We start from the raw sequence: 13,726 nt of genomic DNA, 5'->3' as shown, positions 1-13,726 counted from the left end.
GATGCTCAACGGCATGGCGATTCTGCTTTTTTGCCAGCTCTGCGGCGAGGCGCTGGTGCAGCTCTTTAGCTGGCCGGTTCCCGGTCCCGTACTCGGGATGCTGCTGCTGTTCCTCTGGCTCCGCTACCGGGGCCGCTCCTCCCACGACCTTGACCTGACCGTCGACGGACTGCTCAAATACCTCGCACTCCTGTTCGTGCCCGCCGGGGTAGGGGTGATGGTCTACTTTGACGCCCTGGGCGGTACCTGGCTGAAGCTGGGAGTGACGCTTCTTGCCAGCGCCGTGATCACGCTGGTGGTGACGGGGTGGACGATGCAGTGGCTGCTGCGCCGCCAGAAAATGGAGTATTCCGATGGCGCTTGAGAGCTTCTGGGTCTACCTTGCCGCGTCGCCGCTGTGGTGGCTGACGCTGACCATCCTCGTCTACCTGGCGGCGCAGAAACTGTTTCTCAAAAGCGGCAGTGTGGCGCTGCTCAATCCTGTCGCCGTCGCCATCGTCGCTTTGATCGCCCTGCTGGAGCTGAGCGGGACCTCCTACGACGACTATTTCGCCGGGGCGCAGTTCCTGCATTTCCTGCTGGGTCCCGCGACGGTGGCGCTGGCCGTGCCGCTGTTTCGGCAGATGGCCCGCCTGCGCGCCATCTGGTTCCCGGTGACGGTGTCGCTTGCCGTCGGTGTGCTTGTGGGGGCCTTCAGCGCCGTAGCGATCGGGTACGCCCTGGGGCTGGACCGTGAAACGCTGATCTCCCTGGCCCCGAAATCGGTGACGACGCCGGTGGCGATGGGAATAAGCGAGGTGCTCGGCGGCATCCCGGCCATGACGGCAGCATTTGTTGTTTTCACGGGCATTACGGGGGCGGTTATCGGGCTGCGTATCCTGAAAGCGGCGGGGGTGACCGATGAGAGCGCGGTCGGTATTGCAATGGGGGTGACGGCCCACGGCGTCGGGACGGCGCGGGCCTTCGAAGCCCACCCCGTCAGCGGCGCCTTTGCGGGGCTGGCCATGGCGCTGGCTGCATTCCTGACAGCCTTGCTTCTGCCACCCATATTCGAATGGATGGGGTGGCTTTGATCAGGAGCGTCTCTTTTTGAAGGGGAGCAGCATCGGGACCTCTTCGCGGTAACGGCGGTAGGCGCTGCCCAGTGTCTTGACAAGGTCCTTTTCTTCGTATATCAGGCCGATAAGAACATAGAGCGTCATGCCCGCCGAAAAGAGCAGATGCCCCGTACTCATGACCGGCACGGCCCAGAGGCCGATCACGGTGCCGGTCTGGATGGGGTGGCGCACATACTTGTAGAACCCTTTTTTCTGGAAGCGTACTTCGGGTTCCGGGATTCCCCGCAGGGCGCGGTACCCCTGGTGCAGCCCGAAAAGCTCGAAGTGGTCGATCTGGAAGGTCGCGACAAAGGCCATGCTCCACCCCAGGACGTAAAGCAGCGTCGTCAGCCAGAAAAACGAGCCGGATTCGAAGGCGTAGAGCGGGGTTGGCATCGGTTGCCACAGCAGCACGATCAGCAGCAGGCAGAGCGCCGAGAGTACGGTGTAGGTCGAGGTGCGAAAGGCGACGGGCAGGGTGCCGAAAAGCGCCTGTTTGACGACGGGACGGGCCATGACGGAGTGCTGCAGGCCGAAAAGCGCGATCAGCGCGAGGTCGACGGGCAGGGCAAAGCTGCCGCCGCTGCCGCTGTCAATGTTGATCGGCATAAACGACCAGGGGTAGACCCAGAGGATCAGCACTAAGACGGAGACCATCGCCGAAATATAGGCGAACACGGCGTAGATAAAGAGAAGAATTTGTTGCATAATGCATTATATTTTATGATAGCTGTTCTTTTTCTGCGCACACCGGTTTTTCCAGAAGCGTTATAATGAAGCTATGAAAACAGAATCAATTATCGTTTACTGCACCTGCCCCGATCCGGTCAGTGCCAAAGACATCGCCGAGGCCCTTGTGAAAGAGCGGCTCAGCGCCTGCGTCAACCGCCTGCCTTCTGTCATGTCGCATTATATCTTCAAAGGCGAATACTGCGAGGACGAGGAGGTGCTGCTGATCATCAAGACGACCGCCGATGCCTTCGAGCGGCTCAAAACGCGCATTGAAACGCTGCATCCCTACGACGTGCCCGAGATCATCGCGGCCCCCGTCGTCGCCGGCAACAGCGGTTACCTGGCGTGGCTGCAGGAGAGCGTGCGGTGAGCGGCACCCCTTTTCAGCGGGCCGTCTGGGAAGCGCTCAAACGCATCCCCGAAGGGAGGGTGACGACCTACGGGGATCTGGCGGCGCATCTCGGCACGCGGGCCGTGCGCGCCGTCGGGACGGCCGTGGGCAAGAACCCCTATGCCCCGGATATCCCCTGCCACCGCGTCGTCCGCAGCGACGGCCGTATCGGCAGCTATTCGGGCGAGGGCGGGGTGAAGCGCAAGATTTCCCTGCTCGCTTCGGAAGGGGTACAGGTAGGCGCGGGCAGAGTCGTGGATTTTGCCGAAAAACGCCACCGCTTCGTTTAGGGCACCTCTAACTACCGCTTCGCTATAATTGCGAAAATTTTTTCAAAGCGAAGATGATGCAGTTTATCGAGACACGTGGAAATGACGGAACCCATCCTTTAAAAGTGACCTTCTCCCAGGCTATTTTGAGCCCGATCGCCTCTTTCGGCGGCTTGTACGTCCCCGAAACCCTGCCGGAACTGGGCGAAGCGTTCCTTCAAAAGCACCTGGACAGCAGTTACAAGACGATGGCGAAGGATATGCTCACGCGTTTTGCGATCGACATCGACGAGGCGGTCATCGACGAGGCGCTTGCCCTCTACGACGCTTTTGACGACCCGTCCAACCCCGTGCCCGTCGTCAAGGTCCGCGAAGACCTCTATGTCAGCGAACTCTACCACGGCCCGACCCGCGCCTTCAAAGACATGGCGCTGCAGCCCTTCGGCATTGTCCTCTCTTCCATCGCCCAGGCACGTAACGAGAACTACCTCATTCTTGCCGCGACCAGCGGCGATACCGGCCCGGCGGCGCTGGAGACCTTCAAGAACCGCGCCAACGTCAAGGTCGCGTGTCTCTACCCCGACGGCGGTACCAGCGACGTGCAGCGCCTGCAGATGGTCACGGAGGATGCGGAAAACCTGAAAGTCATCGGCATCAAGGGGAGCTTCGACGACGCGCAGGGCGCGTTGAAGCAGCTGCTGGCATCCGAGACATTCAAAGCAGCCCTCAAGGAGAAGAGCACCTCCCTCTCCGCGGCGAACTCCGTCAACTTCGGCCGCATCATCTTCCAGATCATCTATCACATCCACAGCTACCTCGAACTGGTGCGCCAGGGCGAGATCACCATGGGCGAAAAGGTCTACCTGGACGTACCGAGCGGCAACTTCGGTAACGCCCTGGGCGGCTACTACGCCATGAAGATGGGACTGCCGGTCGAGAAGATCATCATCGCCTCCAACGAGAACAACGTCCTGACGCGCCTTATTACGACGGGGAAATACGACCTGCGCGATGCCCACGTCGTCGCGACGACGTCACCGGCGATGGATATCCTCAAATCCTCCAACGTCGAGCGCGTCCTTTATGACCTCTTCGGCGAAGCGCGTACCAAAGAGCTGATGCGCTCCCTTGACGAAGAACACAACTACGAGCTCTGTTTCATGGAACTGGACAAACTCCAGGAGTTCTTCGCGGCGGATTACGCGACGGGCGACGAGGGCAAGGCCTATATCAAGGCGGCGTTCGCGGACGGCTACCTGATGGACCCGCATACGGCAACCTGTTTCAAAGCCTATGAAAACTGCGCGAAGAAGGAACTCAAAACTATCGCCTACTCCACGGCGGAGTGGACGAAGTTCTCCCCGACGATCGCGAACGCGCTCACCGGCGAAGTCGATACGCACGACATCGACGCGCTCAACGCCATCGCCGCCGAAGCGAAGATCGGCATCCCGGAGATGATCAAGGCCCTCTTCGACAAGCCGGTCACCCAGAAGACCATCATCGAAAAAGAGCAGATCGAAGCGGAGATCCTGAACTTTATCTAACTCCCCTTTGCGGCCTTTTCGGGCTGCAGGGCAACGCTGCTGTCGAATTCGGCGATCATCCTGTCCGCCGAATAGAGCGTTTCTTTGTCCGTCTTCAATACTTTCTTGCCGATCTTTTCCGAATAATTAATCTGTTTCAGTATGTGTTTGATGCAGTTCAGGCGCGCTTTTTTCTTCTTGTCCGCGTGGATGATCGTCCAGGGGGAGTGATCGGTGTGCGACGCCATGAACATGGAGTATTCGGCGATGGTGTATTTGTCCCAGAGCTCCTGCGAGCGGAGGTCGATGGGGGAGAGCTTGTAGTGTTTCAGGGGGTTGTTCTCGCGCTCTTTGAAGCGTTTGGCCTGCTCTTTTTTCGAGACGGAGAAGTAGAACTTCACAAGGATGATGCCGGCATTGACGAGCATCCGCTCGAACTGCGGGACTTCGTGCAGGAACTCCTGGTGCTCGTCCTGGGTACAGAAGCCCATCACAGGCTCTACCCCGGCACGGTTGTACCAGCTGCGGTCGAAGAGGACGATCTCGCCCGCACTGGGGAGGTGCTCGACGTAGCGCTGGAAATACCACTGCGTCTTTTCGACGTCCGAGGGCTTGTTGAGCGCCACGACGCGCGCGCCGCGGGGATTGAGGTGCTCGGTGATGCGCTTGATCGTCCCGCCCTTGCCGGCAGCGTCGCGCCCCTCGAAGAGCAAGAGCAGTTTCAGCCCCTGCTCTTTGACGTGTTTTTGCAGTTTCAGCAGTTCGATCTGCAGCTGTTTGAGCTCGTCTTCGTAGTCGATGACACTCTTGCGGATCCAGACGGCAACCCGCTTTTTGCCGTTCTTGTTGTGTTCGCGCCGCTCCCGCTCAAACGCCTTGCCGCTTTCGATCCTGCGGTCGTCATGGACGATCTCTTTGAGGATCTCCCCTTGTTCCAGTTCCGTCCCCAGCATATCGTGCTTTGTGCCCATACACGCTCCTTTGGCTGATTATAGCACGGATATGGCGGCTGCAGGGTGTACTGCGGCCTTAGCTGCGCAGGAGGAAGCTATTTCGATGATGACCCATTTACACATGATTTTCAAACGAGGGTTTTAAAAACTATTGTACGCTTTGATGAAATGAATTAATACAAATTTAATAATAATATGCTAAAACATAAAAACACTATATAAGTTAAGGGTGCAAATTCATGAAGCTCTCTACCATTTTCATAATTCTGTTTTTACTAACCGGTTGTTGGGACTCTGATGCAAAACATACATCGACAGATGAAGTTGAAATCATAGACGGGCATACGCTTCCACCTGATCCCGGAGAGGCCGGGAAGGAAACGCTACTAGGGATTGACAGCAACAATGACGGTGTCAGAGATGACGTGGAGCGTTGGATCTATAAAACGTACTCAAGCAAAATACGAAGAGAGGTTTTGATGCAAGGTGCTAGAGCACATCAGGCGATGCTTGCTGACCCGGATGCAATTAGTAATGCTCAAAAGTGGCAACAAGTGATTACAAATAGAGTAATCGCATGCGAATCATATTTATTCAGGAAATATGATATTGAATATGGCATTGAATCATATAGTGAAATGAAAAAGCGGATTTATAACTCTGAAGAACGTCTTGAAAAATATATGCGATATGATCATGCTCTTGGTGGGGGTGTTTATGGTGTTGAAGAGAATGAACGAGTAAAAAGTTCATGTGATTTCAACATAACAAAAGCAATGCAACAAGAAAAATGAAAATTTTATTCTATCTTGTTACCCTGCTTTTTATCCATTTTCAACCACTGTCAGCTGCAATTAACGAATGTCAAATTGATCTTTATTATGCAAATGGTGTACTTGTAGAAGTAGATGAAAATGAAGCACAAAAATTGTGGGATTATCAGGTTGAAATACTCAAAAAATCTAATTCCAATATTTTTGCATCTAGAATTATTCCAAAAGTTGCCTATAACTCAAAATTTTTATGGGGAGTTGACGATTTTCTAGAAGCATTTTTACAGTGGTCTGTTGGACAGACCGTAACAATGGCAAAGATGTTGGAATTTAACAATGTGTATGCGAAAAAGCTTCTTGAAGATCTTGATGCACTTTCCCAGGCGCTTAATTTTGTTGATTTGAGTAAGCACAAAGAGGCCTATAAAAAAAGTATTAAAGATGGCCACGGTGTTATCGTTGTAGCACATTCTCAAGGCAATTTTTTTACTAATAAAGCGTATGAGTCTCTTGATAATTGGATGAAAGGGTACTTTCATATGATTGGAGTGGCCTCACCTGCTTTAACTGTAGCTGGGAAAGGCCCTCGGGTATCATGGGACAATGATTTGGTACCTATAGTGTCTTTAGCTCCGTGGACTTTAGAAAATCCTAATAGGAAAAGATATAAAAACGCTGCTAATGAAATTGTTGATATGCCGTCTATATCCTACCATTCGTTTAAATATTATATGGGTGATGATGTCAACGAGACGGATCTTGGTATAGAGAAAACATTTTCAACTGATAAAGCAAAAACAGTAATTATTCAAGCAATTGTTGATGCATTAATAGCTCACAAAAATGCCACTTCCCAATATATCCCTAAAAGTGCAGATCTGTGTATGGTTGGAACCATAAGACCTATGGAACATCGATTTAAAACCATGCCGGATCTTAAAGACGTCTATTTTTTAGAGATGGGAAAAATACATGTTGAAGGCAATTCGTATATTATGTCCCAGTGCCGGGATGTAAACGACAGCAATCACACAGCTCATAACGGCAAGGTGACAGTGGGACTGACCTGGCGCTATCCGTATATTGACATAGATCTTGATTTTCAAGCCGATCAGGCAGTAAAGGATATTTCGGACCTAAATGATACTGCATTTGAACATTATTACGTCGAAGATGATCTTCCTGTCGGAACATATGAAGTCCATGCTAACAGTAAAGGTGCAATAGACGAAACGTGCATTAATCGCAGAACACCCGAAACGCTGGTCTTTAATGTCAAAGTTCCGGGAGGCAGTGAAATGTTCGCATTCGACATAGAAGATTCTGCCAGTCTCAATGTCGGACACGTGCTTGATATTGTTGTGAAGGATGGGAACTATTCGACCGCGTCAAAAGAGAACGGATGTAAAGATTGTAACCATACGGTAGTGAAGTTAGGGAAAAGTAAAGAGGATTCGAACGGTACAAAGCATATTTATGGGATCGTTCCTATGCTGACACAGGCATTGCTCGGGCCGCTTGGCGGAGCTACTATTGAAGTGCGTGATGCGTTCGGCAGCGCTGCCGAACCCCTTGCAAGCGGTTCGACAACCTATGGTGGATCCAGCATCACAACAGGCCTGATCAGCATGCCGTCTGATTTCATGACGTCAATCGGCGCAACACAGCTTTATCTGCTTAGTATTCATGGCGGTCAGGATATTGATGCCGATGACAATATGGCCATTGATCAGACCCCGACAGAAAATAACGGCACATTACGTGCGCTTCTATTTGGAAGCAGATTGCAGGAAGGGGGCTATAAAGTCAATATTCTGACCGAGGTCGCGTACCAGGTGACGAAGCATATGTTGGAGGCAAATGTCTCAACAGCTGAGATTATCGCTCATTTGGATGATGTTGCGAGCAGGTTACTGAAGAATATTACCAATACGAATGTGTCTTCCGATTACGAAGCCGTGCTGGGATGGCTGCCATATGATGGGAAAAGCCGACTGCGCGCCGACTATGACAGACGAGTTTTGCCTATTGTCGAGAAAGTTCATCTCGGTCAGGATATCTATGCAGATGCCTATGCGCTGGTTTATGCCAACCTAGACTTTGAGGAATCAGGATGGGAAGGTACGGCTACAGATGGGAATTTCACCTTTACAATTGATGCTACTGTTGACATGTCCATGATTGAATCAGTAGAGATCACCCTGACCGATGAGACTGGGAATATTATCAGTGGGGAAATTGTACTCAACGATAGAACACTCTCTTTTATTCCCGCAGCAGCATTGACGGATGGAAAGAGCTATACACTGACATTTACGGTAGGAGTTAGGGACGATAAAGGGCAACTGCTCTATACGCAGTTTACAGAGCTGGTTACCATACCTGATATGACCCCTCCTCAGGTCGATATGCCTGGTGAGGTTCATGTGAATGAGAACATACAGACAGTTGTCTATATCAATGCAATGGATAATAGTCTACCTCTTACTTATGTGATTTCCGGTGGAGTAGATGCAAATTTATTCTCTATTGGTACGATGGGGCGTCTTATCTTTAACATTGCTCCAAATTTTGAAAAACCTGATGACAGTAATAAAGATAATACATATGAAGTACAAGTGCGTATCACAGATAGTGTCGGTAATGCGGCTGATATTAATGTCACTATAGTCGTTGATGATGTTTTTGAGGCGCCTGTATTGGGACAGAGCATCATGGTAGTTGATGAAGACATCCCAGTGGGGAGCCAAATAGGGCGTGTCACGTTAATCAGTGAAGGTGACGGAAATGTCACCCGTTATGAACTCAATTACTGGGGTTATCTTGATTTTGGAATAGATAAGAAAGGGACGATCATAACAATACATCCTTTTGATTTCGAAAGAGAAAACAACTACCGGTTTCAGGCCAGAGCCGTTAATAGTGTCGGACAAACATCGGCATGGGCTGAGGTGATCGTCAACATCAAAGATGTTGAGGAGCCTCTGCCGGAACTGCATCCTTTTACCGGAAGTATGGATGAACACGCTCCTGCAGGAAAAGAAGTGGGGCAGATGTATGTTTATCCCGGATTAGGGACGGGTTTTTCGGTCGGGTTGGAGGGTGAAGGGAGCAAGGATTTCGTTATCGAAGCCAACGGTACGATTTCAGTGTCACCTACAGCGGATTTGAACCACATGTCACGTTCGGAATATCATTTACAGGCTATCGGCACGAACAGTCTTGGTGCCAGCCCAGCCGTAGAAGTTGTGATTTTTATAAATAAATGGACCAAGCAGTATGGTACATCGACATCCGACAGTACGACTTCAATTGTTGTCGATGCACAAAACAATATCTATACTGCAGGATGGACATACGGAGCTATTGATGGCAATGCAAGCGAAGGGAAAAGGAGCGTCTTTTTGTCCAAATTTGATTCGGCAGGGAAACAGCTCTGGATTAAACAGTATAAAAACGAGTTTGAAACATCTGTTTCGGATATGACCATAGGCAGTGACGGCACAATTTATCTTGTAGGGAGTCAATATTCGAAGCCTTACAGTTGCTGCAATAAGCTGGATTACAGAACAGCGGGATGGATCATGGCTATTTCAAATGATGGTGATGAACTTTGGACGCATCTATATAACAGTGGAGATGACTATTGGGATTCAGTGAATAGAGTTGTAGCTGACAGAGCAGACAACTTATACATTTTAGGAGAAACAGGAGGTTCTATTGACGGGGGAGTCAATTACGGTTATAAAGACATTTTTGTGGCCAAACTTACCAATGAGAGCGACACAGTATGGCTGCATCAAATAGGCTCCAGACATTACGATTCCGTTAATGGAATCGGATTGGATGATGGCAAACTTTTCCTATTAGTGGATATGGGAGATGAAACGCTTGTTAAATTTGACAGTAGTGGGGAGTTGATCTGGAAGTATTCCTATCCGTGCGACACCTCTGTATCGTATGACTGTAATTATTATAATGATTTAACATTTGATGGGGCCGGAAATATATTTTTGGCCGGAGTTAATGAAGCGTATTGGGGAACCGAATATACGGGACACTACGATCTAAATGTCACATTGGCGAAAGTAGATATAAACGGTACTATGCTCTGGAGTCGCAATTACGGAACACTGGAAAATGATACAGCGAGTAGAATACTTTATGACCCTTTAGGTGTGTTGTATATTGTTGGAAATACATCCGGCGACTTAAATGGAAATTTCAACAAAACGCCCTATCTTGAAAGCAGTGAGAAAAGCGATTTCTTTTTGATGAAAATGGACTTGAATGGAACTGAAATGAGCACTAAACAGTATGGGACGATCGACAATGACAGTGTACTGGATATGGTGATCGACCTTGATGGAAATGTGCTTTTGGGTGGATTGGTTTATGAAGCGCTGGATGGAAACCCACCCTTAGGTGTGGCAGATGCATTCTTAATGAAAATTGGTGACTAGGTTTCGGTGTCCCAGGCGTGTTTATAACGCCGAGAACTTCTCTTTGATCATCGGGGCGATCTCGTCCGCATTCTTGAGCTGAGCGAAACAGCTCTGTACGCCGCAGAGCATATAAGCATCGTCGTCGGTGACCTTGACGTGGAGGTAGGGGTAGGTGACCGTCGAAATGTTACCTGCGGCCGACGCCAGCCGTTCGGCGTCGGCTTTGACGACGAGGTCCTCGAAAAGATAGCGCAGCGCCTGGTTGAAGAGGTAGGGGAAGTAGATCGGCGTCTTCGCCAGGCGGGCGGAGTAGTACTCCAGGGTTTTGAAGGCGAAGTGGCGGTACTTCTCCTCGACGAGGATGCCGAGGCTCAGCAGCAGGTCGACCATGACGCCGACGGAGCCGGGGTAGGAGCTGTCTGTGGGATCGGCGTCGGTGATGAACTCGCCCTTGCTAAAGTACCAGCGTCCGTTGTCGTAGAGGGTCTCCAGTGCGCGGTTGGCCATCTGCTGCGCCTGCATGAGGTAGGTGTCGTCGTAGGTCGCTTCGTAGGCCTTGACGAAAGCGGTCCCGAGGTAGGCGTAATCCTCCAGGAAAGTGCCTATTTTGGGCGTACTGTGGATGAGGGCCGTGTGGTAGAGCGTGCCGTCCGGCATCAGGAAACCCTGCAGGGCTTTGAGGGCCGTTACCGCTTTTTCGATGTAGGCAGGGTCGCTCTTGCCGAGCTCGAAGAGGCCGCGGATCATCATCGCGTTCCAGGAGGTCTGGATCTTGCGGTCGATAAAGGGGTATTCGCGCTCTGTGCGAAGGCGGAGGAAGACGTCGCGGACGGGGACAAACCACTCGGGGCGTTCGACGGGTTCGGAGAGCCAGAGAATGTTCCTGCCCTCGAAGTTGCCGCGCGGCGTGACATGGAGGGTCTCCAGGATCGCATCGGCGTCATCCTCGGCAAAGCCGTCCTCGATCAGCGCCGCCCTGGCGACGTCGTACGCGACGATGAAGTAGGTGCCTTCTTCCCCTTCGCTGTCGGCGTCGCTGGCGGAGTAGAAGAGGCCGTCTTCTTGCATCTTCGCCGCCATGAAGTCGGCGATCTCCGTGGCAGTCCGTGTATAGGAGGCATCGCCGAACATCCGCCCGGCACGGGCGTAGAGCTCGCAGAGCAGCCCATTGTCGTAGGTCATCTTCTCAAAGTGTGGCACCAGCCACTCCGGGTCGACGCTGTAGCGGCAGAAACCGCCGTCGACGAGGTCGTACATACCGCCGCGGTGCATCGTGGAGAGGGTCTGCGTCACCATCTTTTTCGCATCGGCGTCGTTTTGCAGCAGCACGATGTCGAGCAGGGCGTTCAGCGTCGAGGTGTGCGGAAACTTCGGCTGCTGGGAGAAGCCGCCATGTGTGTTCTCGAAGTTGTGCAGCGCCTGTTTGACGAAACCGGTAGCCAGGGAGGGCTTGAGGACCGTGGCCTCTTTCGGCCGCGCTTCGGGTTTCAGGTAGTTCTGGATCTCGTCGGCGTTCTGGAAGAGTTTCTCGTCCCCTTCGGCCACCTTGGTGGCGATGATCTCCGTCAGTTCCGTAAAGCCGAGCATCCGGTCGCGGGTGGTCGGCGGGATGTAGGTGCCGGCGTAGAAGGGTTTGTTGTCGGGGGTGCAGAAGATGGAGGCGGGCCAGCCGCCCGCACGGCGGTTGAGCAGCTGGTGCACCTCCTGGTAGTACTTGTCGAGGTCGGGGCGCTCTTCGCGGTCGACCTTGATGCTGACAAAGTGTTCGTTCAGGTAGGCCGCGATGGCCTCGTTTTCGAAGACCTCGTGTTCCATGACGTGGCACCAGTGGCAGCTACTGTAGCCAATGGAGATAAAGATCGGACGCTTCTCGTCGCGGGCACGTCTAAAGGCCTCGTCGCACCAGGGGTACCAATCGACGGGGTTGTTTTTGTGCTGCTGCAGGTAGGGGGAGTCTTCGTTGGCGAGTCTGTTGGGCATGGTCGGTCCGTCTGCGTTGGATTAGTGGGGCATTATATACAATCTGCTGCTTAATTAAAAAAAGAAGATCAATGGAAATTATTACATTATGTTTCTGTAAGGTTGAAACGGGCTATAATCCTTTTAAGGACAGTTTCAATAACTGGCAAATCAAGTGCAAAGGATCGACGATGAAACATAAGGGAATACTTGGGATTCTGCCTTTCCTACTGGCAACGGCAGGTCACGGATTGACATTGGAAGAAGCGTATCGGACGGTGGTGGACACCAATCCGGAAATCCGGCAGCGCATTGAGGATTACCGTGCCGTCGAAGAGGACAAAACGATCGCATTCGCTGATTACCTCCCGGTGGTAGATCTGCAGGGATCCGTCGGTTTAAAGCATGATGAAGGTTCCATCGGGCCAATCGGTCCTAACGTGGATTCAGACACCTACATGCATACGGAAGCGTTCGTCCGGGCGCGCGAAAACCTTTTCCGCGGTTTCTCGACGATGCACGACGTCGCACAGCAGGATGCGAGACTGCTCTCCGCGGAGTACTCGCTGATGGAAAAAGTGAGCCAGCTCGGCCTTACCATGATCGAAAGCTATCTGGGCGTGCTGAAGCAGAAGCAGATCCTCGCCCTGACGCTGGAGAACCGCGACACGCACCAGCGCTACTATGACATGATCAAAGAGCGTCTCGAAGCCGGCGTGGGCGCACAGTCGGATATGGAACAGATCTCCGGCCGTCTCGCACTGGCCGAGTCGAACGTCAAGGTCGCCATCAACAATTTCGAAGATGCCCAGACGAACTTCAAGCGCATCTACGGAGAAACGGTCGACCCCGAGGATATGATGGAAGCGAAGGTCAACGCTTCGTTGATGCCGATGAGCATCGAGGCGGCGGAAAAAACGGCGCTTCAGTATTACCCGACCCTGATGGCCAGCCGTAAAAATATCAAGGCGGCGCAGGAGGCATACAGCCAGGCGGCTTACACCTACTATCCGAGCGTCGACCTGGAGGTCAAACAGTCCCATGTCAACAATGACAGGACGGGCGATTACGCATGGCGTACGGATGCGGGCGATGAGAACGAATTTAGCGTACAGCTGGTCGCATCGTGGAATATCTATAACGGCGGTGCGGATGTCGCCGGCCGCAAAAAAGCGCTCGCTTCCGCTTTCAACGCCTCCGAAAAAATGATGGAGAACCAGCGCCTTGTTTTTGAACGCCTGAACTATTCCTGGGCGGCTAAAACCCGGATAACGGAGCAGCTGGCGTATCTGAAAGAGCACCGCGACTTTACACAAAGAACCCTGCAGGCGTACAACGAAGAGTTCCGCCTCGGACGCCGGACGCTTCTGGACGTGCTCGATGTCGAGAATGAGTACTACACTTCCCGCAAGGCTTACGTCTCTACCCTGTACGATCAGCAACTGGCCGAATACCGGGTTATTGAAAACGTCGGGAGCCTGCCGCTGGTCGCGGAGGTGAAGCCCGAAGAGGTTTTGGCCCTGAAGCGCGATGCGATGGCACCGACTGAGGTCCCAGCGTCTGAATAGACGCTGGACGGTA

At 52.3% G+C, this 13,726-nt stretch carries 11 protein-coding genes; 8 read left to right on the top strand and 3 right to left on the bottom strand.

Annotated elements, in window-relative coordinates; genetic code table 11:
* The first annotated feature begins 1 nt into the window (after window position 1).
* Both WCX72_RS07090 and WCX72_RS07085 read left to right on the top strand, forming a co-directional pair.
* Window positions 2–364, top strand: coding sequence for a CidA/LrgA family protein (locus WCX72_RS07090; RefSeq protein ID WP_345969141.1), 363 nt, complete (start codon window positions 2–4; stop codon window positions 362–364).
* Window positions 354–1,073 (top strand): LrgB family protein, encoded by a 720-nt coding sequence (locus WCX72_RS07085; RefSeq protein ID WP_345969140.1) that lies wholly within the window; start codon window positions 354–356, stop codon window positions 1,071–1,073. Before WCX72_RS07090 ends, WCX72_RS07085 begins: the two co-directional genes overlap by 11 nt.
* Here the strand turns inward: WCX72_RS07085 and WCX72_RS07080 are convergent, their stop codons facing one another.
* Window positions 1,074–1,805, bottom strand: coding sequence for an NnrU family protein (locus WCX72_RS07080; protein ID WP_345969139.1), 732 nt, complete (start codon window positions 1,803–1,805; stop codon window positions 1,074–1,076).
* A gap of 73 nt (window positions 1,806–1,878) precedes the next feature.
* Between WCX72_RS07080 and cutA the strand changes: the two genes are divergently transcribed.
* From cutA to thrC, 3 genes are read left to right on the top strand one after another with little or no spacing between them, the layout of a single operon-like run.
* Entirely contained in the window at window positions 1,879–2,199 is a 321-nt protein-coding gene (gene cutA / locus WCX72_RS07075; protein ID WP_345969138.1) for a divalent-cation tolerance protein CutA, read from the top strand.
* Window positions 2,196–2,510 (top strand): MGMT family protein, encoded by a 315-nt coding sequence (locus WCX72_RS07070; protein ID WP_345969137.1) that lies wholly within the window; start codon window positions 2,196–2,198, stop codon window positions 2,508–2,510. The genes cutA and WCX72_RS07070 overlap by 4 nt, the downstream gene beginning before the upstream one ends.
* A 56-nt stretch (window positions 2,511–2,566) precedes the next feature.
* Entirely contained in the window at window positions 2,567–4,036 is a 1,470-nt protein-coding gene (gene thrC / locus WCX72_RS07065) for a threonine synthase (protein WP_345971534.1), read from the top strand.
* On the opposite strand, the gene ppk2 is transcribed toward thrC, so the two are convergent.
* The gene (gene ppk2, locus WCX72_RS07060; protein WP_345969136.1) at window positions 4,033–4,986 is read right to left on the bottom strand and encodes a polyphosphate kinase 2; all 954 of its coding nucleotides are present in this window, start codon (window positions 4,984–4,986) and stop codon (window positions 4,033–4,035) included. The two genes, thrC and ppk2, sit on opposite strands and share 4 nt — an antisense overlap.
* Window positions 4,987–5,207: 221 nt before the next feature.
* Between ppk2 and WCX72_RS07055 the strand changes: the two genes are divergently transcribed.
* Both WCX72_RS07055 and WCX72_RS07050 read left to right on the top strand, forming a co-directional pair.
* The gene (locus WCX72_RS07055) at window positions 5,208–5,762 is read left to right on the top strand and encodes a hypothetical protein (RefSeq protein ID WP_345969135.1); all 555 of its coding nucleotides are present in this window, start codon (window positions 5,208–5,210) and stop codon (window positions 5,760–5,762) included.
* Window positions 5,759–10,204: an SBBP repeat-containing protein gene (locus tag WCX72_RS07050; RefSeq protein ID WP_345969134.1), complete on the top strand. Its 4,446-nt coding sequence runs from the start codon at window positions 5,759–5,761 to the stop codon at window positions 10,202–10,204. Before WCX72_RS07055 ends, WCX72_RS07050 begins: the two co-directional genes overlap by 4 nt.
* 21 nt (window positions 10,205–10,225) lie before the next feature.
* Here WCX72_RS07050 and WCX72_RS07045 read toward each other — a convergent pair whose 3' ends face one another.
* A complete protein-coding gene (locus WCX72_RS07045; protein WP_345969133.1) occupies window positions 10,226–12,166 on the bottom strand; it encodes a thioredoxin domain-containing protein in 1,941 nt (646 codons plus the stop codon).
* A gap of 170 nt (window positions 12,167–12,336) precedes the next feature.
* Between WCX72_RS07045 and WCX72_RS07040 the strand changes: the two genes are divergently transcribed.
* Window positions 12,337–13,713, top strand: coding sequence for a TolC family outer membrane protein (locus tag WCX72_RS07040; RefSeq protein ID WP_345969132.1), 1,377 nt, complete (start codon window positions 12,337–12,339; stop codon window positions 13,711–13,713).
* Window positions 13,714–13,726 lie beyond the last annotated feature (13 nt).

Origin of the sequence: Thiomicrolovo immobilis (assembly GCF_039645955.1) — a bacterium.
GTDB lineage: Bacteria > Campylobacterota > Campylobacteria > Campylobacterales > Sulfurimonadaceae > Thiomicrolovo > Thiomicrolovo diazotrophicus.
This window is presented reverse-complemented; position numbering and strand designations above follow the sequence as displayed.

Bases quoted from the DNA above. Each gene is read 5' to 3' on its own strand.
- WCX72_RS07090 (WP_345969141.1), top strand. From the start codon at position 2: ATGCTCAACGGCATGGCGATTCTGCTTTTTTGCCAGCTCTGCGGCGAG.
- WCX72_RS07085 (WP_345969140.1), top strand. From the start codon at position 354: ATGGCGCTTGAGAGCTTCTGGGTCTACCTTGCCGCGTCGCCGCTGTGG.
- WCX72_RS07080 (WP_345969139.1), bottom strand. From the start codon at position 1,805: ATGCAACAAATTCTTCTCTTTATCTACGCCGTGTTCGCCTATATTTCG.
- cutA (WP_345969138.1), top strand. From the start codon at position 1,879: ATGAAAACAGAATCAATTATCGTTTACTGCACCTGCCCCGATCCGGTC.
- thrC (WP_345971534.1), top strand. From the start codon at position 2,567: ATGCAGTTTATCGAGACACGTGGAAATGACGGAACCCATCCTTTAAAA.
- ppk2 (WP_345969136.1), bottom strand. From the start codon at position 4,986: ATGGGCACAAAGCACGATATGCTGGGGACGGAACTGGAACAAGGGGAG.
- WCX72_RS07055 (WP_345969135.1), top strand. From the start codon at position 5,208: ATGAAGCTCTCTACCATTTTCATAATTCTGTTTTTACTAACCGGTTGT.
- WCX72_RS07050 (WP_345969134.1), top strand. From the start codon at position 5,759: ATGAAAATTTTATTCTATCTTGTTACCCTGCTTTTTATCCATTTTCAA.
- WCX72_RS07045 (WP_345969133.1), bottom strand. From the start codon at position 12,166: ATGCCCAACAGACTCGCCAACGAAGACTCCCCCTACCTGCAGCAGCAC.
- WCX72_RS07040 (WP_345969132.1), top strand. From the start codon at position 12,337: ATGAAACATAAGGGAATACTTGGGATTCTGCCTTTCCTACTGGCAACG.